20 protein-coding genes are annotated in these 25,453 nt (G+C 66.9%); 9 read left to right on the top strand and 11 right to left on the bottom strand.

Annotation, left to right across the window (positions count from 1 at the left end; all coding sequences use genetic code 11):
* The first annotated feature begins 36 nt into the window (after nt 1-36).
* Together MKK62_RS21325 and MKK62_RS21320 are read left to right on the top strand one after the other, a co-directional pair.
* On the top strand, nt 37-477 hold the full coding sequence (locus MKK62_RS21325; RefSeq protein ID WP_240257975.1) for a PPOX class F420-dependent oxidoreductase: 441 nt from the start codon (nt 37-39) through the stop codon (nt 475-477).
* The gene (locus MKK62_RS21320; protein WP_240257976.1) at nt 470-1,420 is read left to right on the top strand and encodes an MBL fold metallo-hydrolase; all 951 of its coding nucleotides are present in this window, start codon (nt 470-472) and stop codon (nt 1,418-1,420) included. The genes MKK62_RS21325 and MKK62_RS21320 overlap by 8 nt, the downstream gene beginning before the upstream one ends.
* 125 nt (nt 1,421-1,545) lie before the next feature.
* Here MKK62_RS21320 and dnaE read toward each other — a convergent pair whose 3' ends face one another.
* The 5 genes from dnaE to MKK62_RS21290 form a co-directional block, all read right to left on the bottom strand.
* Entirely contained in the window at nt 1,546-5,085 is a 3,540-nt protein-coding gene (dnaE, locus tag MKK62_RS21315; RefSeq protein WP_240257977.1) for a DNA polymerase III subunit alpha, read from the bottom strand.
* Nucleotides 5,086-5,151: 66 nt separating this feature from the next.
* Nucleotides 5,152-8,103, bottom strand: coding sequence for an MMPL/RND family transporter (locus MKK62_RS26480; RefSeq protein WP_286670870.1), 2,952 nt, complete (start codon nt 8,101-8,103; stop codon nt 5,152-5,154).
* A gap of 78 nt (nt 8,104-8,181) precedes the next feature.
* Nucleotides 8,182-8,613: a type II toxin-antitoxin system Rv0910 family toxin gene (locus tag MKK62_RS21300; protein ID WP_240257978.1), complete on the bottom strand. Its 432-nt coding sequence runs from the start codon at nt 8,611-8,613 to the stop codon at nt 8,182-8,184.
* 189 nt (nt 8,614-8,802) lie between these two features.
* The gene (locus MKK62_RS21295; protein ID WP_240257979.1) at nt 8,803-9,606 is read right to left on the bottom strand and encodes an SDR family NAD(P)-dependent oxidoreductase; all 804 of its coding nucleotides are present in this window, start codon (nt 9,604-9,606) and stop codon (nt 8,803-8,805) included.
* 7 nt (nt 9,607-9,613) lie between these two features.
* Nucleotides 9,614-10,630, bottom strand: coding sequence for an SDR family NAD(P)-dependent oxidoreductase (locus tag MKK62_RS21290; protein WP_240257980.1), 1,017 nt, complete (start codon nt 10,628-10,630; stop codon nt 9,614-9,616).
* Nucleotides 10,631-10,793: 163 nt separating this feature from the next.
* Between MKK62_RS21290 and MKK62_RS21285 the strand changes: the two genes are divergently transcribed.
* Both MKK62_RS21285 and MKK62_RS21280 read left to right on the top strand, forming a co-directional pair.
* Nucleotides 10,794-11,201 carry a globin domain-containing protein gene (locus MKK62_RS21285; protein ID WP_240257981.1) on the top strand — a complete coding sequence of 136 codons (408 nt, stop codon included), beginning with the start codon at nt 10,794-10,796 and terminating at the stop codon, nt 11,199-11,201.
* Between the two features lie 206 nt (nt 11,202-11,407).
* Nucleotides 11,408-12,160, top strand: coding sequence for a DUF732 domain-containing protein (locus MKK62_RS21280; RefSeq protein ID WP_240257982.1), 753 nt, complete (start codon nt 11,408-11,410; stop codon nt 12,158-12,160).
* On the opposite strand, the gene MKK62_RS21275 is transcribed toward MKK62_RS21280, so the two are convergent.
* A complete protein-coding gene (locus MKK62_RS21275) occupies nt 12,157-13,533 on the bottom strand; it encodes an MFS transporter (RefSeq protein ID WP_240257983.1) in 1,377 nt (458 codons plus the stop codon). The two genes, MKK62_RS21280 and MKK62_RS21275, sit on opposite strands and share 4 nt — an antisense overlap.
* Nucleotides 13,534-13,689: 156 nt before the next feature.
* On the opposite strand from MKK62_RS21275, the gene MKK62_RS21270 reads away from it, so the two are divergent.
* Nucleotides 13,690-14,871 carry a putative sulfate/molybdate transporter gene (locus MKK62_RS21270; protein ID WP_240257984.1) on the top strand — a complete coding sequence of 394 codons (1,182 nt, stop codon included), beginning with the start codon at nt 13,690-13,692 and terminating at the stop codon, nt 14,869-14,871.
* Here MKK62_RS21270 and MKK62_RS21265 read toward each other — a convergent pair.
* From MKK62_RS21265 to moeA, 3 genes are read right to left on the bottom strand one after another with little or no spacing between them, the layout of a single operon-like run.
* Nucleotides 14,862-15,341: a MogA/MoaB family molybdenum cofactor biosynthesis protein gene (locus MKK62_RS21265; protein ID WP_240264012.1), complete on the bottom strand. Its 480-nt coding sequence runs from the start codon at nt 15,339-15,341 to the stop codon at nt 14,862-14,864. The two genes, MKK62_RS21270 and MKK62_RS21265, sit on opposite strands and share 10 nt — an antisense overlap.
* Nucleotides 15,341-15,835: a cyclic pyranopterin monophosphate synthase MoaC gene (gene moaC, locus MKK62_RS21260; protein ID WP_240257985.1), complete on the bottom strand. Its 495-nt coding sequence runs from the start codon at nt 15,833-15,835 to the stop codon at nt 15,341-15,343. The genes MKK62_RS21265 and moaC overlap by 1 nt, the downstream gene beginning before the upstream one ends.
* 23 nt (nt 15,836-15,858) lie before the next feature.
* Nucleotides 15,859-17,064, bottom strand: coding sequence for a molybdopterin molybdotransferase MoeA (gene moeA / locus MKK62_RS21255; RefSeq protein WP_240257986.1), 1,206 nt, complete (start codon nt 17,062-17,064; stop codon nt 15,859-15,861).
* Nucleotides 17,065-17,163: 99 nt separating this feature from the next.
* Between moeA and MKK62_RS21250 the strand changes: the two genes are divergently transcribed.
* The gene (locus MKK62_RS21250; protein ID WP_240257987.1) at nt 17,164-17,610 is read left to right on the top strand and encodes a molybdenum cofactor biosynthesis protein MoaE; all 447 of its coding nucleotides are present in this window, start codon (nt 17,164-17,166) and stop codon (nt 17,608-17,610) included.
* A 2-nt stretch (nt 17,611-17,612) separates the two neighbouring features.
* Here MKK62_RS21250 and MKK62_RS21245 read toward each other — a convergent pair whose 3' ends face one another.
* Together MKK62_RS21245 and moaA are read right to left on the bottom strand one after the other, a co-directional pair.
* Nucleotides 17,613-17,885 carry a MoaD/ThiS family protein gene (locus MKK62_RS21245; RefSeq protein WP_240257988.1) on the bottom strand — a complete coding sequence of 91 codons (273 nt, stop codon included), beginning with the start codon at nt 17,883-17,885 and terminating at the stop codon, nt 17,613-17,615.
* The gene (gene moaA / locus MKK62_RS21240) at nt 17,878-18,957 is read right to left on the bottom strand and encodes a GTP 3',8-cyclase MoaA (RefSeq protein ID WP_240257989.1); all 1,080 of its coding nucleotides are present in this window, start codon (nt 18,955-18,957) and stop codon (nt 17,878-17,880) included. The genes MKK62_RS21245 and moaA overlap by 8 nt, the downstream gene beginning before the upstream one ends.
* 143 nt (nt 18,958-19,100) lie before the next feature.
* Between moaA and MKK62_RS21235 the strand changes: the two genes are divergently transcribed.
* From MKK62_RS21235 to MKK62_RS21225, 3 genes are all read left to right on the top strand, one after another.
* The gene (locus tag MKK62_RS21235; RefSeq protein ID WP_240257990.1) at nt 19,101-19,487 is read left to right on the top strand and encodes a pyridoxamine 5'-phosphate oxidase family protein; all 387 of its coding nucleotides are present in this window, start codon (nt 19,101-19,103) and stop codon (nt 19,485-19,487) included.
* 160 nt (nt 19,488-19,647) lie between these two features.
* The gene (locus MKK62_RS21230) at nt 19,648-23,679 is read left to right on the top strand and encodes a bifunctional nitrate reductase/sulfite reductase flavoprotein subunit alpha (protein WP_240257991.1); all 4,032 of its coding nucleotides are present in this window, start codon (nt 19,648-19,650) and stop codon (nt 23,677-23,679) included.
* A complete protein-coding gene (locus MKK62_RS21225; RefSeq protein ID WP_240257992.1) occupies nt 23,676-25,388 on the top strand; it encodes an NTP transferase domain-containing protein in 1,713 nt (570 codons plus the stop codon). Before MKK62_RS21230 ends, MKK62_RS21225 begins: the two co-directional genes overlap by 4 nt.
* Nucleotides 25,389-25,453 lie beyond the last annotated feature (65 nt).

Genomic DNA, 25,453 nt, shown 5'->3' with positions numbered 1-25,453 from the left:
TGACTTAGAGCCAACTCTAAGTCTTTCACTGGTGGCATGCCACGAGACCTCGACACCGCCCGCTACGCCCGACTCCGCTCGTTTCGCCGCGACGGCACCCCAGTCGACACGCCGATCTGGTTCGCTATCAACGATCACCAGCTGGTGTTCCGCACCAAGGTCGGTCCCAAGACCCGCCGCCTCACCACCCGCGGCGATGTCGAACTCACCCCATGCGACTACCGGGGCCGCGTCCGGCCCGGCACCGCGACAGTGGCCGGCCGGGCAACCATCCTGTCCGGCGCGGAGGCTGAGGAAGCCAACCAAGCATTGCACCGACGCTACGGCTGGCAGTGGAACGTCGTCCCGCTGATCAAGGTGCCAGGAGTGACCAACGTCCATCGAGACCTGTGTCTCGGCGAGCGGGTGCGACGCTCGCGTGACCGCGGCGTCTGGTCCGACAGCGTGATCGTCCGGGTAGAGCTGGCCGATGGCTGACGTCCGCACACCCGGGTTTCGCCAATGCTGCTCGGCCGCTGCGGGATTGGTCCTCGGCTCGCTGCGGCCCCGGCGGGCCGACGAGCGGTTCCTCCGCAGCGTCGTGGACGCCGGACTACCGAATCCCGGGGCAACCGTCACCGTCACGGCGCTGCCACAGGTGCCACGCTCGGTGCCGACGGCGATGATCGTCGAGGGGGTTTTCTCGCCCAGGCGCATCGACAACGCGATGACCACGTTCGTCGTCAGCCACCCGCAGGCGCGTTTCGCGGTCGATCCGGCGTTGTGCCTCGACGTCGAGAAGCGGGCGATCGCCCAACTACCCGCGGTGCTGAGGGCGGCAGTGCATCCGCCCCCAGACGCTGTTCCGACCATCACCGGGCTCGCTCAGTCGGCCTTGCCGCCAATGGATTTCGCGTTGCCGACGCACGCACACTGGGATCACATCTGCGGCCTGCTGGATCTCCCCGGACTTCCCGTGCACCTGCACCGGACCGAACGGGAGTGGGTGAGTGCCGGGTCCGTCGCACCGGTGGGCGGGGTCCGCGACTCCTTGCGCGATCGCCCGGTGGTCGACTACGAGTTGGACGGACCGCCGGTGCTGACCTTCACTCGATCACACGACCTGTTCGGCGACGGCTCGGTGATCCTGGTGGACCTACCCGGCCATACCCCAGGCAGCGTCGGCGTGCTGGCGCACACCGAGCACGGGTGGATCCTGATCGCCGGCGACGCCGCTTGGCACGAGCTACAAATCCAACACGTAAGACAGAAGTCCGCCTATCCCGGCGTATTGGTCGACGAAGACCGTGACGAGACCTATCGGACCCTGCAGCGACTCCACCTGGCTCGCCACCGCGTTCGGATCATCCCGACCCACGATCACCAAGCGAGGCTGAGACTTTCGGACCGCCCAGGTACCCCAGACGGACGCCGAACGTGAAGCCAGTCTCACGTTGGGACGCGAACGTGAAGGCAGCCTCACGCTCGCCCCGAAACGGCGGCCAGCCGCGCCCTCGGCCGCGAAACTGCGGCCAGCCGCAGTCTCAACGCCCAGGCGCCGCTCCGCTAGCCCAGACAGCCCGGGCCGAGCAGCGCTTTGAGGTCACCCATCAATGCCGGTGACATCGTCACCCGCAGCGACGGGTCCAACTCCAGCGTGGTGATCCGGTCTCCGCTGAGCAGGCGCAGGTGGACCTGCGACGTCCCGGGGTGCTGTGACAAGACCTGTTTGAGCGCACTCACCTTGTCGATCGTGCACTGCCGCGTCGGGAGGCTGACCGCCAAAGGCCGATTCACCTGCGCGTTGCTGAAGTCCGGCACCACCAGATCGTTGGCGATCAGCGAGATCCGGTCGTCGCGGATCGCGACCTTCGCGGTGACGAGCACCACCGTGTCGTCGACGACGTCAGCTCCGAACGCGGAGTAGGTGTGCGGGAAGAACATCACCTCGATACCACCGGTGAGGTCTTCCAATTGCGCAGAGGCCCAAGGCATCCCGTTCTTGTTCACCCGTCGGTTCACCGATGCCAGGATGCCGCCGACCTTCACCATCGTGTCGTTGGCGACGTCACCGTCCAGGATCGCCGGGATCGCGGTGTCGACCTGGGTGGCCAGCAGGTGCGCGACGCCGTTGAGCGGGTGCCCGGACACGTACAGGCCCAGCATCTCTCGCTCGAGTGCGAGCTTGTGCTTGTCGTCCCATTCTTCGTCGGGAACCCGGATGGTGAACACCGCGTCCGCGCCCGCTCCCCCGTCGTTGGGGTCGCCGCCGAAGAGGTCGAACTGCCCCATCGCCTCGGCCTTTTTGGTTCCGAGCACCGACTCCACCGCATCGGTGTGAACCAGGAACAGGCCCTTACGCGGATGCTTGAGCGAATCGAAGGCGCCGGCCTTGATCAGCGACTCGGTGACTTTCTTGTTGCACGCCGCGATGTCGACCTTGTTCAGGTAGTCGGAGAAGTCGGTGAACTTGCCCTTCTCCGTGCGCGTCTTGATCAGCGACGCAACGACATTCGCGCCGACGTTGCGCACCGCGCCCAGGCCGTAGCGGATATCGGTGCCCACCGAGGCGAAGTTCAGCCCCGATTCGTTGACGTCCGGCGGCAGGACGGTGATACCGAGCTTGCGGCAGTCGGCCAGGTAGACCGCGGCCTTGTCCTTGTCGTCGCCGACCGATGTCAACAGGCCCGCCATGTATTCGCCGGGGTAGTTCGCCTTCAGGTAGGCCGTCCAGTAGGACACCAGCCCGTAGCCGGCGGCGTGCGACTTGTTGAACGCGTAGTCGGCGAACGGCAGGATGGTGTCCCACAGCGCTTTGACAGCCTTGGCCGTAAACCCGTTGGCCGCCATGCCTTCCGAGAAGCCCTCGAACTCCTTCTCGAGCACCTCGCGCTTCTTCTTGCCCATGGCCTTGCGCAGAATGTCTGCTCGGGCGAGCGAGTAACCGGCGACCTTTTGCGCGATGCGCATGATCTGCTCCTGATACACGATCAGGCCGTAGGTCTCGGCGAGGATCTCGCGCAGTGGCTCCTCGAGTTCCGGGTGGATCGGCTTGATCGCCTGCCGGTTGTTTTTGCGGTCGGCGTAGTCGTTGTGCGCATTCATGCCCATCGGGCCAGGCCGATACAGCGCGAGCACCGCGACGATGTCTTCGAACCCGGTGGGCTGCATCCGCCGCAGCAGGTCCCGCATCGGGCCGCCGTCGAGCTGGAACACCCCCAATGTCTCACCGCGGCCGAGCAATTCGAAAGTGGCCGGGTCGTCGAGCGGAACAGATTCCAGATCGAGGTCGATGCCGCGATTGGCTTTGATGTTGACCAGCGCGTCGCCGATGATGGTGAGGTTGCGCAGCCCCAGGAAGTCCATCTTCAGCAGGCCGATCGCCTCACACGACGGATAGTCCCAGCCTGTGATGATCGCGCCGTCCTGCGCACGCTTCCACAGCGGGATCACGTCGGTCAGCGGCTCGCTGCTCATGATCACCGCGCACGCGTGCACGCCGGAGTTGCGGATCAGGCCTTCCAGCCCGCGGGCGGTCTGATAGATCGTGCGGACATCCGGGTCGGTATCGATCAGGCCGCGGATCTCGGCGGCCTCTTTGTACCGCTCGTGGGTGGGGTCGGTGATCCCAGAGAGCGGAATGTCTTTGGCCATGATCGCCGGCGGCAGCGCCTTCGTGATCCGGTCGGCGATCGCAAAACCTGGCTGGCCGTAGTGGATCCGGGCCGAATCCTTCAAAGCAGCCTTGGTTTTGATGGTGCCGAAAGTGATCACCTGGGCGACCCGGTCGGAGCCCCACTTCTCGGCGGCGTAGCGCACCATCTCACCGCGCCGGCGGTCGTCGAAGTCGATGTCGATATCGGGCATCGACGCACGCTCGGGGTTGAGGAACCGCTCGAACAGCAGTCCGTGCTCGATGGGGTCGATGTCGGTGATCCCCAGCGCATAGGCCACCAGCGACCCGGCCGCCGAGCCACGGCCCGGGCCAACCCGGATGTCGACCGACCGCGCGTAGTTGATCAAGTCGGCGACGATCAGGAAGTACGACGGAAAACCCTTGTCGCAGATGACTTCGATCTCGTAGGCGGCTCGCTCGGCGTAACCGTCGGGCGTCGCGTCGGGAAACCGGCGCCGCAGCCCGGCCTCGACCTCGTGCTGCAGCCACGAGGCCGGGTCGTGTCCGTCAGGCACCGGAAACACCGGCATCCGGTCCTTGGGCGCCCACACCTCGGCGTAGGAGGTGACGCGCTCGGCGATCAGCAGCGTGGAGTCACACGCACCGGGGACCTGTCCGTCCCAGATTTCGCGCATCTCGGCGGCCGACTTGAGGTAGTAGCCGTCGCCGTCGAACTTGAACCGGGTGGGATCGGTGAGCGTCTTGCCGGTCTGCACACACAGCAGCGCTTCGTGGTTGTGCGCGGCGTCGCGGGTGACGTAGTGGCAGTCGTTGGTGGCCAGCGGCGGGATGTCCAGTGCGCGACCGATTTCCAAGAGGCCGTCGCGCACCCGGCGTTCGATGGACAACCCGTGGTCCATCAGCTCGAGGAAATAGTTGTCAGCCCCGAAGATCTCTCGCCACTTGGCGGCCGCCTCCAGCGCCTCCCGGTGTTGGCCCAGCCGCAGCCTGGTCTGCACCTCACCGGACGGACAGCCGGTGGTGGCGATGATGCCGGCCGAATGCTCGGCGATCAGCTCGGCGTCCATTCGCGACCACTTGCCCAGCTGACCCTCGAACGAGGCCAGCGACGACAGCTTGAACAGGTTGCGCAGGCCGCGAGCGTTCTCGGCGACCATTGTCATGTGCGTGTAGGCGCCGCTGCCCGACACGTCGTCGCTCTTCTGCCCGGGATCGCCCCACTGGACCCGCTTTGTGTCGAAGCGGGATCCGGGCGCAATGTAGGCCTCGATGCCGATGATCGGGGTGATACCGACGGCGGTGGCCGCGTTGTAGAACTCGCTGGCGCCGAACATGTTGCCGTGGTCGGTCATCCCGATTGCGGGCATTTGCAGTCGCTGCGCCTCGGCGAGCATCGGCGAGACCTTCGCGGCACCGTCCAGCATCGAGTATTCGGTGTGGTTGTGCAGGTGCACGAAAGACTTGCTCATAGGGACGCCAGTCTATGACCGCGCACCGACACGCACCCGGCGTGTCGCGGAGTGTGTCTTACCGAGTTAGGAGCTGATCGCCACGGTGTCGGAGTCGCTCTTGGCATGCCGGCCATCGGAGTGCACGTCCGCGCTGCCGGGCTCGTCGGGCTTTGTGATCCGCTCGCGAGGCGTGGGCGGAGGTGGCTTGGACGGCCACCAGTTCCACTTGCCGACCAGCACCGCGATAGCGGGCACCGTGATCGTGCGCACCAGGAAGGTGTCCAGCAGCAGGCCGGTCCCGATGATGAAACCGCACTGCACCAGCGTGCTGATGCTGGCGAACAGCATGCCGAACATCGACGCCGCGAAGATGACACCGGCCGCGGTGATCACACCGCCGGTTGAGCTCACCGTGTGGATGACGCCAGCGCGGATCCCATGCGGTGATTCTTCGCGCAGCCGCGAGATCAGCAGCAGGTTGTAGTCGGCGCCCATGGCGACCAGCACGATGAAGGTCAGACCCGGGATGCTCCACGTCAGCGGCTGCCCGAGCATGAATTGGAACACGATCACGCCGACACCGAGCGCCGACAGATACGAAAGCACAACGGAGGCAATCAAATACAGCGGCGCCACCACCGCACGCAGAATCGCGACGAGGATCAGGAACACGATCAGGATCGTCATCACGATGATCAGGTTGATGTCCTGCCCGTAATAGGCGCGGGTGTCTCGCAGCATCGCGGTGACGCCGGACGCGGAAATCGAGGCGTCTTTCATCAGCGGCCGCGGGTGGGCGCCGCGGGCGGTGTCGGTGATGTCGTGGATCTGGTTCATCGCCTCGGTGGCGAACGGATTGAGCTTGGTCTGCACCAAGTACCGCGCGGTGTGGCCGTCGGGTGAGATGAACGCGGTCAAAGCGCTGTTCAGCCCGCCTCCGGTGTGCGAGGTGTCTTTGATCAACGCTTTGACCTCGTCGATCATCTGCTGCACCGCGTCGCCGTAGGTGTGCGCGTCCTGCGGCGAGGGAGCCGTGCCGTCCTTGCCGAGAGGCGGGTCGTTGGCGAGCATTCGGAGGTCGTTGCGGGCGTTGGTGACGATGCGGCGCACCTCGCGCGACGCCGCCTCCATCGACGGCTCGTCGGGGAACGACGACAGCTGCTCGGCGAACTCGGACATCTTCTTGAGCGCTCCGCCGTCCCGGTCGGCGGTTGCCACGACGTCCAGCACGGTCACTGGTGCAGCGTTGACGGTGTTGGCGATCTCGGCGATGTCGACCGACATCGCGAAACCGAGCCCGCGTACGGTGCTGACGAACATCGCGGTGTCGTCGGCCAACTTGGCCGGCGCGGCCGGTGTGGTCGGCAGGGTCATGCCGGGCGGCAGTCCGAGACTGGCGAGGTCTGGGGTCAGGTCGACCGATCCGCTGGCCGACACCGAATACAGCAGCGCCGCCACATTGGGAAAGCCGTCGGCGCCCTCGAGATCTTTGTTGCCCGGCTTTTCGCTGGACTTACCGCCGGCGCTGCCGACCGTGTCGGGAAGCGTGCCGTCGGCCGCCGACTTGTGATCGTTCGACTTCGCCGAGGGCACGGGAGCCGGCCGAATGGCGGCGATGTCGGGCATCTGGCTGACCCGCTGTTCCATCTGTTTCAGCTCGACGAGCGCGGGCGGCTTGCGGAGATCCTCCGACGACTGGACGACCAGATACTCCGGGATGGTGGCATTCAACGGAAAGTGCTGAGCCAGCGTGTCGTATCCGACTGAACTCTCGACATCCTTCGGCAGGGTCTTGCTGTCGTCGTAGTTGAAGCGGGCGAACATCGAGCAGCCGGCCAGAACGAGCAGGACGACCATGCTGCCCGCCAAGTGGGCGACCGGTTTGCGGACGATTCGGATGCCCGAACGCCGCCAGAAGCGGCTGGTGAGATCGCCTCGCGGCTTGATCCATCCGCGTTTGCCGGTCAGCACCATCAGTGCCGGGAGGAACGTCACGGCCGCAAACAACGCCACCGCAATGGAAATGGCCAGGGCCGGGCCGACATTCTTGAATGCCCCCAGCTGGGTGAAGATCATGCCGAGGAAGGTGATCGACACCGTCGCCGCCGATCCCGCAATGACCTTGCCGATCGACGTCAGTGACTTGGCCACGGCCTCACCAGAATCCATGCCGAGCCGCAGGTAGTCGTGATAGCGACTCATCAGGAAGACCGCGTAGTCGATGCCTGCGCCGGCCATCATGGTCGTCATCAGCGTGATGGTCTGGCTGGACACACCCAGACCGAGCTCGGCGACGCCGGACACGATGGACTGGGCGACCCCGATGGACACGCCGATCGTGACCAGCGGCAGCATCATCGTCAGCGGATTTCGGTAGATCACGAACAGAATGACCAAGACCATCAGGGCAACCGCGGTCTCGATCACGTGCATGTCGCGGATACCGATGTACATCAGGTCGTCGCCGGTGGCGGCGGGGCCGGTCAGATGCGCCGTCAGCGTCGACCCGGCGACCGATTTCTTGACGATGTCGGAGACTCGACCGAACGCCTCATGCAGCTCGGGCGTGCCGACGCCGCCAGAGATCACCATCGGCATGTACCAGGCTTTGTGGTCCTTGCTGGTCATCGCGTCGCGCAGGGCCGGGGTGTGCACGAAGTCCTGCAGCATGACGATGTCGCGGGTGTCCGGCCGCAGATTGTTGGCCAGCGTCCGGTAGGTGGTGAGGTCGGCGGGGCTGAGTCCGTCGTCGTCGGTCAACACGACCAGGAGGACGTTCTCGTTTTCCGAGCCCGACTGGTGATACGCCTCGGAGATCTGTTTGGTCGTCTGCAGCACGGGAGCGTCGGGCGGGAGGATCGGGACCGGTCGCTTGGCCGCCATCTCGGTCAGCGGCGGAAAGATCACCGCCAGCACGGCGGCCAGTGCGATCCAGAATCCGATGACCGCCCAGGGCCACCGCAGCACGACCACGCCGATCCAGCCGAAGACACCCCTGCCGTCGGCATCTGTCGCTTCGCGAGCCCCCCGTAACACCCGGTCAGGCTACTCCGGTTGGCTAAATATCGAGCGCCTTCGGCCGCAGCGGGTCGCCGCGCCCGGTCAGTGGCCGCGCTATCCGTACAGCTCGACGAACTGCTTCAGTGACTTCTCGACGTCGCCCTTGACGGCCCGGGCCGCCGTTGCGCCTACCGGACCGAACAACGCGCGCCCACCCAAATCCAGGCGTACACCCAGCGTGGAGCCCTGCTTGGTGGGCGAAACACTCAGCGTCACGGTGTACTTGGCACCACCCTTGCCGGATCCGGACAACGCGATCCGATGCGGCGGATCCCAGGTGGTGACCGTCCATGTCACGCGGTTGCGAAAACCCTTCGCGCGCGCGACCCCGACGAGCTGCGCGCCTTCGCTCAATTCCGCGGGCAGCTCGCTGCGCCACGCTTCGTGCATGGTCAGCCAGTCGCCCAGCGCGGACAGGTCGGACACGTGGTCCCACATGTCCTGGGGGCTCATCGGCACCTCGGCCGTGACGTCGACTTTGGCCATCCGCGTGACCCTATCCGGTGAGCCGCCCCATCCGGTTAGGCACCAGCCGGGAAGTGTCGGGCGTTGTGCCCGCCTCACAGCGACAATCGGATTCGGCGACCGCAGTTGTCGCTCGAAGGCGGGCAGATCGCCGCCCGCCCGGCGTAGAGGCGCACGTGGCGGAAGTGAAAACGCGATCGGGCGGCCGTGCTAGCGGCTGGGCCCGCCGCGCAAGCGGTTGCCGATCCGCAGGCCGGGCAGCAGCAGGGTGCGCGGCATGTACCGGCCACCGATGCTGACTGCTTTCGGCACGATCCCCGGCACCACGCTGCGCTTACCGTCGACCATTCCGGCGATTGCCGCCTCGGCGACGTCGTGCGGCGATACCTGGGCGATCGGGATGCTGAACCGCTCGGCGTTGGCGATCTCGCCCCACTCGGTGGGCACCGGGCCGGGGCACAGTACCGTCACCGACACCCCCGTCCCGCTCAATTCCTCGTGCACGGCCTCGGAGAACGTCTGCACGAACGCCTTGGTGGCCGAATACACCGCCATGTAGGGCATCGGCTGAAAGCCGGCGATCGATGCGATGTTGAGCACAGCGCCGGATCCCCGCTCGACCATGCCCGGAAGCGCCGCGTGGGTCAGTTCCATCAGCGCGAGCGAATTCAGGACGACCTCTTCGGTTTCCCGTTCGATCGGCAGTTCCTGAAAGACGCCGCTGGTGCCGAAGCCGGCGCTGTTGCACAGGCCTGCAACGGGTTCGGTGCGTAGCCGGCTGGCCAATTGCTCCCGGGCACCGGCGTCGGACAAATCGAGTGGCAGCACCTCGACATCAATCGAGTACTGTGCCCGCAGTTCTTCGGCCAACTCGTCCATGCGTTCTTTCCGGCGGGCGACCAGCAGGAGTGGGTAGCCTCGTCGCGCCAGCCCGCGGGCCAGTTCGGTGCCGATGCCGGACGATGCCCCGGTGATGACGACCGCCGCCTGGTTGGTCGGTTTGCCAAGACTCATGATTGCCTCACCAATGGATTCCGCGGGTGGCCCGCACGAAGTTCTCGCTGCGGTGGTCGAATGTGGTTGCCTTGTCGTCGGATTGGTCACCTTTGGCGGCCGACGAGTCGTCGAACATGGTGAAGGCCCGGTTGCGCACCAAGTCCATCACCGCTGGGTTGACCGCATCGACCACCGCGGCCAGCTGGCCGAACGGCGAACTGGCTCGCCGGGGCCGCTGCACGATCGCGTCGGCGATCACACCGGCGGCCTGGTCCGGTGTCAGCGCCGGAAACTTGTCGTACATAGTGGTGGGGCTGATCATGGGCGTACGAACGAGCGCCATGTGCACGGTAGTGAATTTGACGCCGTCATCGACCACCTCGGCCTGTAGCGCGTCACACAAGCTGTCCAGCGCCGCCTTGCTGGCGATGTACGCGCCGAATCGGGGCGCCCGCGTCTGCACACCGACCGATGACACGTTGATGATGTGCCCAAAACCGCGCTCCCGCATACCCGGGACGAACTTGAGGATCAATTGAACCGCACCGAGATAGTTCAACTGCATGGTGCGCTGATAATCGTGGATGCGGTCGTAGGACAATGCCAGCGATCGCCTGATCGATTTGCCGGCGTTGTTGATCAAGATATCGACCCCGCCGAGGTCGGCAAGCACCTTGTCGGCCATGGCGGCGATCGCGTCCATGTCGGTCAGATCGCACGGGTAGACGTGCGCCGTCCCGCCGTGACCGCGAATCTCGTCCGCCACCTTGTCCAGGTTTTCCTGGGTCCGGGCCACCAGGACCACCTCGCCGCCGGCGTCCGCGATTTTCTTGGCCGCAGCCTCACCAATTCCCGACGAGCCGCCGGTGATCAGGGTGATCGTGCCGTCGACCGCGTCGTGAAGCGTGCGGCCCTGCACCACGTCGAGCAGGTTGCGCAGGTAGAAGGGCCGGTATCGACCCGCCGAGTTCGGCGTGTTCACCAGGTGGGACACCGCGGCGATCGGCTTCTCGACCAGGCCGGTCAGATCACCCAAATTCATAGCTTTCACGCTCCCCTTTGAGACTCCCCTGAATTTCTCCCCGAGTCTGCTACACCGGCGTGAAGTTGAGGTGGTTCTCCGGCAATCCGGTTGTAACGAGGGGTAATCGCGCGGTGATGGTTGTCTAACCGGCGGGCAATCGCCTCGTGGTCCGCTAGGTCGCATGGGAATCCTCACCCACTTCCGCAGGCCCGGCGCTTCCTCGCTGTATGCGAAAGTCGGTGGCCACGACGCCCTCGCGGTGATCGTCGAAGACTTCTACTGCCGCGTTCTCGACGACGACCAGCTGGCCGGTTTCTATGCGGGCTCCAACATGAAGTGCGTCAAGGCGCGACAGGTCGAATTCCTCAGCGCCGTTCTGGGCGGACCGGAACCTTACACTGGCTCGCCGATACGACAGGTGCACGAGGGCCGCGGCATCACCATGCACCACTTCGCCATGGTGGCAGCGCATCTGGCGGATTCGCTGTGCGCGGCCGGATTGCATCCCGAGACGATCACCGCCATTTTGGGCGCGATCGCCCCCCTCGCCGGTGAGATCGCCTCGGAGGACGTCAAAGCCGTCGTCTGAATATCACCACGAACTTCGCCGAGCGTGCAGCGTCTGCGAATCAGCGGCCTGGCTTTCACGTAGACCGCACGCTCGGCGAACCCCCTTCCGACAATCGGTTCTGCCGAATCGCCTCTCGCGGCCTAGATTAGAGCTGACGGCGCGTCAGAAATCGGCAGAACGGTACCCACGCGATGTTTCCCGGCGTTACGCAAAGCCTGCAAGCCGTGACGAGTGCCGTCGCCCTGATCGCCGCGAGCACGCTCTTGCCGGTGTCCATGGCGGTCGCCGACCCGAATCAAGACCAGCGATTCTTCGATCTGCTTGGGCAAAAAGAGATTCCCCCCGTCGACAACGCGAACAGCTTGATCACCTCTGCCCGACACGCCTGTGAAAAACTCGATAGCGGCATGTCGGTCAACGACCTGGTCGAACTGGTGAGAAATAACGGATTCAACGAGAACCCGCTCACCCGTCTGCAGCCCCAAGACCGGATCACGCGAACGATCGACCAGTTCATCAACGCCGCGGTCGAGGTCTACTGCCCCTACAACAAGGGCAAAATCGCCTCCATCGCCGGGTACCGATCCGCCGGACCGCGGGTAGAACTGGTGTCGTTCACTCAACCGATCCACAGCGGAGAGATCAACCCGACTAAGCCGTTACCGGTGCCCGTGCAACAACCGGCTCCCGTGCCGCAAGAGATTCAGCCAGTCCCGCAGGAGCCCCCTCCACCGCCGCGACGCGTGCCGCCACCGCCGAAGCAAAGTCCACCGCCACCGCAGAATCCGCCCCCGCCGGCCGAGGCACCGAACGAAGGACCACCTGATGCCGGGCCGCCCGCGCCGGCCTCACCTGGCGGCGGCGGCGGTGGTGGAGGAGCCGGCGGCCCCGGCGGCGACACGGGCGGTGGAAGCGCCCCGGCGCCGCAAACTCCGGACGCGCCGGCTCCGCCCGGCCACATCCGGCTGGCGCCCTAGGCCGGGGCCAGCGCGGGCTTGCCGACGGCGGTGATCGAGGTACGCCGGGCGTAGACCCCGAAGGTGATGAACGCCGCGATCACGTAAAAGCAGGCGAAGTCCCAGAACGCTGAGGTGGCTGTGCCATCGGTGAGGTAAGAGGTATGCAGCGCCAGGTTGATGCCTACGCCGCCGAGGCCGCCGATGGCACCGGTGATACCGATGACCGCACCCGACATCGAGCGCGAATAGTTCGCCCTGGCCTCCTCGTCGGCGTCCAGCGAGCGAGAGGCGGCGTGGAAGATCGACGGGATCATCTTGTATACCGCGCCGTTGCCGATTCCGCTCAGCACGAACAACACCACGAAGCCGACCACGTACGCGGCCATCGAGGCCGCCGTGGTGCGCCGACCCGACAGTGTCGCGGTCCCGGCCAGCAGCGCGTCACCGCCGATCATCCCGACAAACGCCCAGAACGTCACCGTGCCACCGCCGAGCCGGTCGGCGATCCGACCGCCGTAGATTCGCGCGATCGAACCCAAAAGCGGCCCCACGAAGGCGATTTCGGCGGCGTGCAGTGACGCTTGTGCCGGACTCTGCCCGCTCGCGGCGAACGCTATCTGCAGCACTTGACCGAACGCGAACGAGAACCCGATGAACGAGCCGAAGGTACCGATGTAGAGGAGGCTGACCAGCCAGGTGTGCTTGTTGCGCAGTGCGGCCCGCATCGCGCCGATGTCGACCGACACCACGTCGAGGTTGTCCATGTACCGGGCCGCTCCGATGGCGGCGACGATGAGCGCGACGACGTAGAACGCGCAGACCCAGTACGGCTGCCGGTTGCCCGCGGTCGCGATGACAAGCAACCCGACCAGCTGCACCGCGGGGACGCCGATGTTGCCGCCGCCGGCATTGATACCCAAGGCCATACCTTTGAGCCGCTGGGGAAAGAAAGCGTTGATGTTCGTCATCGACGAAGCGAAGTTGCCGCCCCCAAGCCCGCACAACGCCGCGCACACGAGGTAGAACCACAGGGGTCGACCCGGCTGCGCCAGCACCGCGACGGTCGCGAACACCGGCACCACGAGCACGCACGCCGAAAACACCGTCCAGTTCCGCCCACCGAAACGGGCGGTCGCCATCGTGTAGGGCAACCGCAGCGTCGAGCCGACCAGGGTTGCGGTGGCAGCGATCAGAAACTTGTCCCCGGCGGTCAGGCCGTACACCGACTGCGGCATGAAAAGAACCATCACCGACCACAGCGACCACACGGAGAAGCCCACGTGTTCGGCGGCGACGGACCACACCAGGTTGCGCCGCGCGACGGCCTTCCCGCCCGCCTCCCACGCTGCTCGGTCCTCGGGGTCCCACCCTGTGATGTGCGCTCGCGCCACCGCGTCTCCTCGCCAGATTTCGACTGTTCCGAGGTGAACGTAGAAGCGTGATGTTGCCGGGTGGCGTCTCACGATGTCGCGGCCGTGAAATCACCCTCACGCGAAAGCCGCTCGTGCGGTGAGCCGTCGGCGCGCCAGCGCGGTTACCATGCTGGGATGGTCGATACGGCGCCCGCTGTGCCCGAGTCGGATATCAACCCGTTTCGATTCGACCGGACGGAAATGGCTGGGGCGCTGGGCGATCTGGGCGTACTGATTCCCATCGCGGTCGCGCTGATCGTCAAGAACGGGCTGACGCCGACCGCGGTGCTGTTGCCGGCCGGCCTGCTGTATGTGGTGGCCGGCGTGATCTATCGGCTACCGGTGCCCGTGCAACCGCTGAAGGCGTTCGGCGCGATCGCGATCGCACACGGTTTCGGCGCCGACGACATCGCCGCCGGGGCGCTGCTGATGGGGCTTCTGTTTTTGGTGCTCGGCGCGTCGGGGCTGCTGGATTGGGTGGCAAAAGTGTTCCCGCACGCGATCATTCGCGGAATTCAGCTCTCGGTGGGGCTGCTGTTCTGTCAGCTTGCGTGGCGGCTGGTGTCCGTACCGCCCAGGTCGTTCAGCGACCATCGGCATTCGATCTGGTGGCTGGCCGGCTTCACCGCTGCGGTGATCGCCGCCGCGTTGCTGTTGCGGCGCCGGCAGATCACCCTGCTGTTCCTCGCGGTGGCCGTGCTTTCCATGGCGCTGTCGTTTCATGGCTCGTTCACGTGGGGTCCGTCCGCGGTGCACATCCCGCACCTGAGCACTCACGCATTCGCTGCGGCCGCGGTCGCGCTGGTGTTGCCGCAGGTACCGTTGTCGTTCGCCAACTCGTGCCTGGCCACCGCGGACACCGCGCGGACCTACTTCGGCGACGCCGCCCGACGGGTGCGGCCGGGTCGCTTGGCGACCACCATCGGACTGGCCAACCTGTTCGCCGGCTCGATCAGCGGGATGCCGGTATGTCACGGTGCCGGTGGCATGACCGCGCATCGCACCTTCGGCGCTCGCAGCGGCGGCGCCCCGATCATGTTGGGCGGCACACTGGTTGCGCTCTCGCTCGGGATCGGCGCCACACTGACCGCCGCGCTGTCCGGTTTCCCGTTGCCGATTCTGGCCGGGCTGTTGACGGTGGCCGGATTGCTCCACATCATGCTGCTCACCGATCTTCGCGGCTTCTGGCCGTGGGCGACGGCGATCGCCGTCGGCGTCACCGGGTTTCTGAGCAATCTCGCGGTAGCACTGGTCGGTGCGCTGGTGATCTGGTGGCTGGTCGAGATGGTCCGCAGGGGTCGAACCCGTCAGGAATGATCCTTGCCCGCCAGTTGATCCAGTGCGTGCCCGAGCACGCCGGCGAGCACGCCGAGACCGTCGCGCACTCCGCCGGGTGAGCCGGGCAGGTTCACGATCAGGGTGCGTCCGGCCACCCCGCAAACGCCGCGCGACAGCACCGACGTCGGCACCTTCGGCAGACCCGACTGACGGATCGCATCGGCCAAACCCGGAACTTCGTAGTCCAGCAGCGCCAACGTTTGAGCCGGTGTGTGATCGGTCGGTGAAATTCCGGTGCCGCCGGAGGTGATCACGACGTCTACCCGTGCCGCAACCGCATCCCGTAACGCTTGACCGACCGGATCCCCATCGGCGACCACTGTCGGACCAGTCAGAGAAAAGCCCTGCTGCACAAGCCAATCCGCGATGATCGGACCACAGCGGTCGTCATAGGCGCCAGCCGCCGCACGGGTCGAGGCGATGATCACCGCAGCCGATCTGCCGGCCATCACCGCGCCCAGGTTCCGTGCCGACCGCCCTCTTTGCGCAGCACCCGGATGTCGTCGATACGAGCGGCTGGGTCGACGGCCTTGATCATGTCGTAGAGCGTCAACGCCGCCACGCTCACCCCCGTCAGCGCTTCCATTTCGACACCGGTGCGATCGGTACTACGCACGGTCGCGGTGATGTCGATATCGCTTGTGCCGACAGTGAATTCAACGTCGACCCCGGTCAAGGCCAGCTGATGACACAACGGAATCAGTTCGCTGGTGCGCTTGGCGGCCTGGATTCCGGCTATCCGGGCGGTGGCCAGCGCGTCGCCCTTGGCCAGGCCGCCCGCCGAGATCAACTCCACCACTTGGGCCGACGTCCGCAGCGATCCCGCGGCCACCGCTTGCCGCTTGGTAGCGGTCTTCTCGGTGACGTCGACCATATGCGCCGCCCCGCTGGCGTCGATATGCGACAGCGGACCGGGAGGTGGCGTGGGCGCGTGGTCAGACATGGCAGTTCATCTTCGCAGTCGCGTCAGCCGATGTCCCAGATGTGGACCTGCGAGCCGGCGGAAACCTCCGTGGTATCGACCGGGATGTCGATCAAGCAGTTCGCTGACGCCAGATAGCGCATGTGATGCGAACCCGCCGGCCCGTGGCTTCTCACCGTGCCGGCGGCGGCGTCGAACACCCCGCGGCGGAACTGGCGTTTGCCGGCCGGGGCGCTCAGCCCGTCGATCAGCACGGCCGAACGCCGCGGCCGGTCGGGGTGGGGCAGCCGCATGGCCCCCCGTAGCGCCGGGCGGATGAACACCTCGAACGACACCAACGCGCTCACCGGGTTTCCCGGCACGGTGACGATCGGTGTTCCGGCGACCCGGCCGATGCCCTGCGGCATGCCGGGTTGCATCGCCACCTTGACGAACTCGACGCCCTGATCACCGGTTCGTCCGAAGGCATCCTTGACCACCTCGTAGGCGCCGGCGCTGACCCCGCCGCTGGTGATGATCAGGTCCGCGGCGGTGGCGTATCGGTCGAGAACACCGGTGAAATCCGCGACTTCGTCACCGACGGTTACCGCGGCGACCACCTCCGCTCCCGCGCCGCGAACGGCGGCGGCCAGCATGCTCGAATTCGATTCGTAGATCTGCCCGCGCTGCAGCGTGGCCCCGGGTGATACGAGTTCCGAGCCGGTCGAGATCACCAGGACCCGCTGCCGTGGGATCACGGTCAGCTGGTGCAGTCCGATCGCGGCGGCCAGACCGACCACCGCCGGGGTCACCTGCTGTCCGGCCCGCAGCACGGCGGCGCCCGCCTCGACGTCCTCACCCGCGTGCCGGATGAAGCTCCCCTCGGCGCTCGGCGCGGTGATCGCAACGACGTCGGTGGCGCCGTCGGTCGCCTCGACAGGCACGATCGCCGTCGCTCCGGCCGGGACGGGCGCCCCCGTCATGATCCGATGCGCGGTTCCGGCAGACAGCTCTGGAATGTCGGTCCGGCCCGCCGGAATGTCGTCGGCGACAGGCAATCTCACGGGATGCTCGGCCGTTGCGCCGACGACCTCGTCGGCGCGCACGGCGTAACCGTCCATCGCGGAGTTGTCGAAGACCGGCAGCGCCAGCGTCGCGGTCACGTCCGCGGCCAGCACTAGCCCCTCGGCATCGCGTAAGCCGAGCGGCGCCGCGGTGCCCGCACCGATCAACTCGGCGACGGCACGCTGATGTTCCTCCACCGACCGCACGGGCTCAGCCCCAAGCCCGTTGGCTGTCAGTCACCGCCATGTCCCGCCCGGCCAACCTTCACTCTCGAACACCTGGGACTGTCAATATAGTTGGTTGTCATGGGAAGTCGCGGCTCGGCGGGCGGTCGGGTGATACGCGCTGCGCTGACCGAGCATCCGATCACGTTACGCGAACACGAAGAGCTGGTGCGCGACCGAGCTGCGGGCGCCGTCGTGGGATTCGTCGGTGCGGTTCGCGACCACGACGGCGGAAAACAGGTGCGGAAGCTGGAGTATTCGGCCCACCCGTCGGCTGCCGAGGTCATCGCTGAAGTAGTCGACGAGGTCTGCGCGAAATCGGCTGGCGTGCGGGCAATTGCGGCAAGCCATCGAATCGGCATGCTGGATATCGGGGACGCGGCTCTGGCGGTGGCAGTTGCCGCCGACCATCGCCGAGAAGCATTCGACACCTGTGCGCAAGTCGTGGATGCCATCAAAGCGCGGCTTCCGGTATGGAAGCACCAAGTGTTCGCCGACGGCAGCGATGAATGGGTCGGCTCGGCCTAGCGCTATCCGCCCGCGAACGGCGGCAATACATCGACGGTGTTGCCGGCGTGCAGGCTCTGAGTGGTGTCTCGCACCGCTACCCCGTCGCACAGATACGAGCAGCGCAGCAGCACCCGCGCGAGCTCTGGATTGCGCCTACCCAACTCGTCGACGAGACCGCCGACCGTGCTGCCGGCCGGAACGGTCAGTCGCTCGGAGTCGAAGCCGGCCGCGGCCCCGGCGGCCGCGAAATAACGGACACCGACCTCGATCGACTCGGTCGTCACGTCAGCCACCGATTGCACTCATCGAGCGCTGCGGTTGGACGAAATGCGCACCGTTGATCCCGTGACCTGCCGGTTTCACCCACATCGCGGCCCGCCAGGCGGCCTCGATGGCGTCGTCGTCCGCTCCCCCGCGCAGCAGCGCCCTCAGGTCGGTCTCCTCGGTGGCGAACAGGCAGCTCCGCAGCTGGCCGTCGGCCGTCACGCGCGTGCGGTTACACGACGAACAGAACGGTTCCGACACCGAGGCGACGATCCCGACCTGTCCAGTGCGGCCGGTCGTGCTGTCGGTGACCTGCCACATGGCCGCCGGCGCGGCGCCCCGGGGGGCGTCGTCGGGCTCGACCGTGAATCCGTGACCTCGCAGCTCCGCCAGCGTCTGCTCCGCGGTCACCATCGCCTGGCGTTGCCAGTGGTGTCCGGCATCCAGCGGCATCTGCTCGATGATGCGCAGCTGGTAGTCGTGCCCGAGGCAGAACCGCGTCAGGGCCACCGCGTCCTCGAGGCCGCTCACCGGATCGAGCACCGCATTGACCTTCACCGGCCGCAAGCCCGCCGCGGCCGCCGCCGCTAGGCCGGCCAGCACCTGCGCCAGCCGGTCGCGACGAGTGATGGCCGAGAAATGCGCGGAGTCCACGCTGTCCAGCGACACATTCACCCGGTCCACACCGGCGCGGGCCAGCGCCTCGGCGCGATCTGCCAACAGCACCCCGTTGGTGGTCAGCGCGATCTCCGGTCGGGGGCTTAGGGCTGCGGTCGCGGCAACCACCACGTCAAGCTGCTTGGCCAGCAACGGTTCTCCCCCGGTGAACCGCACCTTGGTCACTCCGAGGCGGGTCACGGCGATGCGTACCACTCGCTCGATCTCGTCGGACCGCAACAGCTCCGCGGCTCCGAGCCACGGCAGACCGGACGCAGGCATGCAGTAGGTGCAGCGCAAATTGCACCGATCGGTCAGCGACACCCGCAAGTCGGTCGCCGCCCGTCCGTAACTGTCGACCAAGGGGCCGTCCGATGGCGGCCGGGATGGTGCGGATTCGCGCTCGCGCGGCACCATCGGCAGCCCGAGCGTCGTGACCGTCACGATCCCGCTCCGCCGCCGCGGGGCCGCATTCGAGGGTGTGGCATGGACATCACCGCCCATTATCCCCGCGATGGTGCCGCGCGCCGTGCGCATCTGCCCTGCGGTGTGCGAGCCGGCCTCGCATTGCGGCTTAGGCTTGCGTAATGGGCACCAAACCGGCAAAGAAGGTGGACTTCCAGCGCCTGGGCGACGTGTTGGGTGACTTCCGGTTCGCCTATCTGATCACCGTCGGCGACGACTACCGGATACACACCGTCACCGTCGAACCCGAACTGCGCGAACGGGTGTTGCACGTCGGGCTCATCGGCGACCGCACCCGCACGAACGTCGAAACCCACGGTGCCGTCACACTGCTGTGGCCGCCGAGCGATCCCGACGACTACTCGCTGATCGTCGACGGTCAGGCCGTGGTCGTCGACATGGACGGAGCTGCGGTACTTCACGTTGTGCCGACGCGCGCACTCCTGCATCGCAACGCCGAAGGGTCCGCAGAGACCATCCACGACTGCGTGGTGCTGGCCCAGCAGTAGCGCCGCCACCTGCGGTTTCACCACCTCACCGCGCGACCTCCACCGCTGACAGGTCGAGTTGATATGTGTGTAATCGCAGCGACAAGTCACGAAACACGCTCACGCCACCATGGAGTTGTGAGTTGGTGCCGCGAACGCGGTCCGGGGACGAACGGGTGGTATGGCTTCCTCTACACAGGTCGCCACGGTCTGTGGCTACTGCGGCGTGGGCTGCGGAATGGACCTGCATGTGTCCGACGGGGTGGTGACAAAGGCCACCGGACGAGCCGACCACCCCGCCAACCGCGGGCGGCTGTGCACCAAGGGCAACACGACCGCCGACATGCTCCGTGCCGGCGGGCGCCTCGACAAGGCACTGCGCCGCAGCCGACGCGGCGCCGAGCCCGAGCCGATCGGGCTGGACGCCGCCATTACCGAGGTCGCCACCCGGCTGTCGGCGATCCGGGACGAGCACGGACCCGACTCGATCGCACTCTACGTATCGGGCCAGATGACCACCGAGGCCCAGTATCTAGCCAATAAGCTGGCCAAAGGCTACCTGCGCACGCAATGGATCGAGTCCAATTCGAGGCTTTGCATGGCAAGCGCCGGAACCGGCTACAAGCAGTCGCTCGGAGCCGACGGACCGCCCGGCAGCTACGACGACCTGGACAGCGCGGACCTCTTCCTGGTGCTGGGCGCCAACATGGCCGACTGCCATCCGATCCTGTTCCTGCGCATGATGGAACGGGTCCGCGGCGGCGCCAAGCTCGTGGTTGTCGATCCCCGGCGGACGGCCACCGCAGCCAAGGCCGACCTGCACCTGCCGATCCGCCCGGGCACCGACCTGGCCCTGCTCAACGGGCTGCTGCGGCTGGTCCGCGACGCGGGCGGTGTGGACGCCGATTTCGTCGCCGCCCACACCCAGGGCTGGGAGCCGTTGAACGCCTTGCTCGATGAGTATCCGGTCGACGTGGTCGCCGGGATCACCGGCTTGCCTGAGGCGGACCTGCGCGCGGTCGCAGACCTGATCTGCCAGACGAAGAACTGGATGAGCCTGTGGACAATGGGCCTCAACCAGTCCACGCACGGAACGTGGAACACCAACGCGCTGTGCAATCTGCACCTGGCGACCGGCGCGATCTGCCGTCCCGGGGCCGGGCCCTTCTCACTGACCGGGCAGCCCAACGCGATGGGCGGCCGCGAGATGGGCTACATGGGTCCTGGGCTACCTGGACAGCGGTCGGCGTTGGACGCCGACGACCGCGCGTTCGCCGAGGCTCGCTGGGACTTGGAGCCCGGCACCATCCGCGCCGTCACCGGAACCGGCACCGTCGACATGTATCGGCAGATGGCCGAGGGCAACATCCGTGCGGCGTGGATTATCTGCACCAATCCGGTTGCCTCCGTGTCAAATCGGGCATCGGTGATCGCCGGACTCGAGCGGGCCGACTTCGTGGTGGTGCAGGAGGCCTTCAGCGGCGCGGAGACCTCGGCGTACGCCGACGTCGTGCTGCCGGCGGCACTGTGGGCCGAAAGCGAGGGCGTGATGGTGAACAGCGAGCGCACGATCACCCACTGCGGTGCCGCGATGAACCCGCCCGGCGACGCCGCACCGGACTGGCAACTGATCTGCCGCGTGGCGACGGCTATGGGCTATCCGGGATTTGACTTCGATTCCGCTGCAGAAGTTTTCGACGAGTTGACCGGTTTCCACAATCCCCGCACCGGGTGGGATCTACGTGGCGTGGATTACCGACGGCTGCGCAGCGGTCCGGTGCAGTGGCCCGCTCCGCCCGGCGGTGCGGACCGTAACCCGATTCGTTACCGCAACGACGGGGTCAGTCAGGATCTGCACACCGCCGAGGACGGAACCGTCCCTGCGCTGGCGTTCCCCACCCCGAGCCGGCGGGCCCGATTCCTGCCGAGGCCCCACCTTCTCGCCGCCGAACTGCCCGACGACGAGTTTCCGATGGTCTTTACCACCGGCAGGCTGGCCCACCAGTGGCACACGATGACCAAGACCGGGCGGGTGGCCAAGTTGAACAAGCTCAATCCCGAGCCGTTCCTGCAGCTGCATCCCGAAGACGCCGCGCGACTGGGGGTGCGTGGCGGCGACAAAGTCGAGATCCGTTCCCGCCGCGGCCGAGCCGTGCTGCCCGCGAACGTGGACGATGCCGTGCGCCCGGGTGTCTGTTTCGCACCCATGCACTGGGCCGACGCATTCGCGCCCGACGTCGCCGTCAACGCGGTGACCAACGATGCGGTCGACCCCGATTCGCTGCAGCCGGAATTCAAAGTTTGCGCGGTCAACCTCGCCCCAGTCGACACCGATTCCTCTCCGCCGGAGCGCATTTCCGGGGAAGCACGCTCCCCCGCCGATGCGCTGGCCGACGTGCTCGGCGCCCCGCCGGCGGCGATGACGCTGTCTGACGGCGAACGACTATTCCTGTCCGGTCTGACGGCCGGCATACGAGCCAACCCGCCCGGCGCCGAGATTCCCGTGCTCCCCGCGATCACACCGCTGACACCCGGGAATCGGGCGTGGGTCGACGGTCTGCTGGCCGGAATCTTTTCCCGTGCGGCGATGCCGGTCGCGGCCGAACCGGGACACGTCGCGCGCCAACCGGTCGCCACGGTCGTATGGGCGTCGCAGACCGGCACGGCCGAGGAGTTCGCCACCAGCTGCGTCGAACGGCTCAACGGCGCAGGCATCAAGACGCGGCTGCGCGGGGCCGAAGAAGTCGCGGTCGCCGACCTGAACGGCACAGTGCTGTTCGTCGTTTCCACCACCGGCGACGGCGATCCCCCCGACAACGGCATCGCGCTGTGGGATGCCCTGGCCGCGGCCGAACCTGGCGACCTCGACCACCTCGCGTTCTCGGTCCTCGGGTTCGGCGACTCCTCGTACGCCGACTTCTGCGGCTTCGCCCGCAAGCTGGATGCCCGGCTCGAACACCTTGGTGCGCAACGTTTTTCCGAACGCGCGTTGTGCGAGCCGGACTACGAGACGACGGCCCAGGCCTGGACCGAGCGCATTATCGCGGCGCTGACCAACCGAGCGAGCGAGCCCGACAAACCGCACACGTCTGCGCCCCAGACCCATTCGCGGACCAATCCGTTGCGCGCCACGATCACCAGCAACGTCGCTCTGTGCGGCGCGGGCTCGGACAAGGACGTGCGCAGCGTCGGCTTCCACCTGCCCGAGGGGACGCTGCGCTACGAGGCGGGTGACGCACTCGGTGTGTGGCCGTTCAATTCGCCCGAGGTTGTCGCGGAGTTCCTCGAACTCACCGGTCTGAACGGCGCTGACGAGGTCTCGGTCGGCGAACTGACCGTGCCCCTGGCTGAGGCATTGCGGCGCAAGCTTGACATCACCCGGATCACCCCGGACCTGCTGCGGTTCGTCTACGAACGGCATCCGGACGCGGAGTTGCGGTCCGTCATCGACGATCCGCCGCGGTTCGCCGAGTGGGCCTGGGGCCGTCAGACACTCGACCTGTTGACCGATTTCCCGGTCGAGGCAGACCTCGACGAATGGCTGAACGTGTTGCGGCCGTTGGCCCCACGGCTCTACTCGATCTCGTCGAGTCCACTGGAGGACCCGACGCGGGTCCACGTCACCCCGGGCATCGTGCGCTTCGAGTCGGCGCGCGGCACACGGCGGCACGGCGTGTGCTCGGGCCATCTCGCCGGTCTGGAACCTGGCGCCGAAGTCGACATCTTCGTGCAGCGCACCAAGCATTTCCGACCGCCCCGGGATCCCGATGCGCGAGCCATCATGATCGGACCCGGCACCGGTATCGCGCCGTTTCGCGCTTTCTTGCACGACCGTGCCGCGCGCGGGCACACCGGCCACAACTGGCTTTTCTTTGGTGAGCGACACGAAGCGACCGATTACTATTACCGCGATGAACTGGACGCTCTCGCCCAGTCCGGGGTGCTGACCCGGATGGATACCGCGTTCTCCCGTGACGGCACGGCCAAGGTTTACGTTCAGCACCGGATGCAGGAGCACGCTCCCGACCTGTGGAAGTGGATCGCCGACGGCGCGTACGTGTACGTATGCGGCGATGCCGCCCGGATGGCCCGCGATGTCGACGAGACGCTGCGTGGCATCATCGCTCAGCAGAGCGGTCGCAGCCCGCAGAGCGCGACCTTTTACCTACACGCGATGTCTGCGGAGCGGCGCTATGTACGGGATGTCTATTGAGCACTGCCGGCGCTAGGCCGCGGCACGCGATCATCCTTGCCGGCGGCGCGTCGACTCGGTTGGGTGCCGACAAGCCGGAGCAGCGCGTCGGCGGCCGCCGACTGCTCGACATCGCCGTGGCTGCCGTCGCCGATGCCGACGCCGTCGTGATGGTCGGTCCGCCGCGGGAGGTACCGGCAGGAGTCACGGTGGTGCGTGAAGACCCGCCCGGGAGTGGACCGGTCGCGGCACTCGGCGCGGGATTCGCCGCATTGCCCGAGGCGGCGGCCGATGTGGTGGTGCTCGCCGCCGATCTGCCGCGCATCACCGCGGAAGCCGTCGACACGCTCGCCGCGGCACGAGGCGATGCTCCGGTCGCGCTCGCCATCGACGACCACGACAGGCCGCAGTATCTCACCGCGGTGTGGGACTCGCGCGCGTTGCAGGTCGCGCTCACGGCCGCCCCATCGCGAATGCGAGAACTGCTGCCGCACAATGCGATCGGCATCCGCGTCGCCGACATTGTCGACGTGGATACCCCCGAGCAACTTGCCGCGGCACGCTCACACGCGGACCGTTCCCCGGACGGCGTCCGCTCCGCCGTGCGGTCGGCGATCCGCCCGCTGCCCGCGGTGGAACGCGGGTTGGACGCCGCGGTCGGCGGGGTGCTGGCCGAATCGCTCGTGGCCGTTGCGCCGTTTCCGCCCTTCGACGCTTCGGCCATGGACGGCTGGGCGGTCGCGGGGCCGGGTCCGTGGATCCCGCAGGACAGCGCGATTGCGGCCGGCATGCACGGCGCCACATTGGCGGCAGGACACGCGTGTCGCATCGCCACCGGCGCGCGGCTACCCATGGGCGCGCAGCGGGTGATTCGCGACGAGGAGATCGACGCTACCCCCGGGTCGGTCCGACAACGTGATACCGGGCCGGCCGGCCGCGACGACACGCGTCGCTGCGGAAGTGAATGGCCGATCGGCACCGTCCTTGCCTCAGCCTGCACCCGTGTCGACGATGCGCTGGCCTCTCTGGCACGGTCGGCCGGTGTCGATCGGCTCGTCGTACGTGGCCCGGTTCGGGTAACGGTGCACAGCTCCGGCGACGAGATAGGTGTCGGCACTTCGACTCTCGATGCGGGCAAGCCGCAGCTACCCGAAACCGCGACCGGTCCGGTGGCCGCTCGGTTACGCAGCTTCGGCGCGGTCGTCGATATCGGGCGGCACCTGTCCGACGACCCGAGCGCGCTCGCCGCCGCGTTGGCCGGTGACACCGATCTGGTGGTCATCATCGGCGCCACCGGTCGTGGCGTCGCCGATCATCTGCGCGCGGCGATCTCGAACGTCGGGGGTGTCATCGTCGCGGACGGCGTAGCCATGCGGCCGGGTGGTTCGGTTCTGGTGGCGGTGTTGCCCGAAGCCGCCGCTCGCGCCAGAGTCCTGCTCGGGGTCGGCGGCAACCCGCTGGCCGCAGTCGCCGGGACGGCCGTGCTCGGACCGGTCATCGTCGAATCCTTGACCGCGGCAAAACCCGCTGCTCTCGACTTGATCCCGGTGCGCGACCTGCCCCGCACCGACCGGTGGCGGGTGGTCCCCGTCGAACCAGACGGCAGCGGGGCCTGGATCGCGGCCAAACACACCGCGACAGCGCATCTCGCGGCGCTGGTCGGCCGGCGCGCCCTGGCTTTGGTACCGCCCGATTGCCCGGAAAGCGCGCTGGTCGAGCGGCTTTCCTAGCTTCTCACGCACGCGGCTCATCCGGCGTGAGAAAGAGGTGACGACGCGGCAACCCAACGCGACGC

It is taken from the genome of Mycobacterium paraterrae (genome assembly GCF_022430545.2).
Taxonomy (GTDB): Bacteria; Actinomycetota; Actinomycetes; order Mycobacteriales; family Mycobacteriaceae; genus Mycobacterium; species Mycobacterium paraterrae.
Note: the sequence above shows the minus strand (reverse complement) of the source record. Positions and strands in the feature narration are given on the sequence as shown.

Coding starts and splice junctions, on each gene's coding strand:
- MKK62_RS21325 (WP_240257975.1), top strand. CDS start 37: ATGCCACGAGACCTCGACACCGCCCGCTACGCCCGACTCCGCTCGTTT.
- MKK62_RS21320 (WP_240257976.1), top strand. CDS start 470: ATGGCTGACGTCCGCACACCCGGGTTTCGCCAATGCTGCTCGGCCGCT.
- dnaE (WP_240257977.1), bottom strand. CDS start 5,085: ATGAGCAAGTCTTTCGTGCACCTGCACAACCACACCGAATACTCGATG.
- MKK62_RS21300 (WP_240257978.1), bottom strand. CDS start 8,613: ATGGCCAAAGTCGACGTCACGGCCGAGGTGCCGATGAGCCCCCAGGAC.
- MKK62_RS21295 (WP_240257979.1), bottom strand. CDS start 9,606: ATGAGTCTTGGCAAACCGACCAACCAGGCGGCGGTCGTCATCACCGGG.
- MKK62_RS21290 (WP_240257980.1), bottom strand. CDS start 10,630: ATGAATTTGGGTGATCTGACCGGCCTGGTCGAGAAGCCGATCGCCGCG.
- MKK62_RS21285 (WP_240257981.1), top strand. CDS start 10,794: ATGGGAATCCTCACCCACTTCCGCAGGCCCGGCGCTTCCTCGCTGTAT.
- MKK62_RS21270 (WP_240257984.1), top strand. CDS start 13,690: ATGGTCGATACGGCGCCCGCTGTGCCCGAGTCGGATATCAACCCGTTT.
- MKK62_RS21265 (WP_240264012.1), bottom strand. CDS start 15,341: ATGGCCGGCAGATCGGCTGCGGTGATCATCGCCTCGACCCGTGCGGCG.
- moaC (WP_240257985.1), bottom strand. CDS start 15,835: ATGTCTGACCACGCGCCCACGCCACCTCCCGGTCCGCTGTCGCATATC.
- MKK62_RS21250 (WP_240257987.1), top strand. CDS start 17,164: ATGGGAAGTCGCGGCTCGGCGGGCGGTCGGGTGATACGCGCTGCGCTG.
- MKK62_RS21235 (WP_240257990.1), top strand. CDS start 19,101: ATGGGCACCAAACCGGCAAAGAAGGTGGACTTCCAGCGCCTGGGCGAC.
- MKK62_RS21230 (WP_240257991.1), top strand. CDS start 19,648: ATGGCTTCCTCTACACAGGTCGCCACGGTCTGTGGCTACTGCGGCGTG.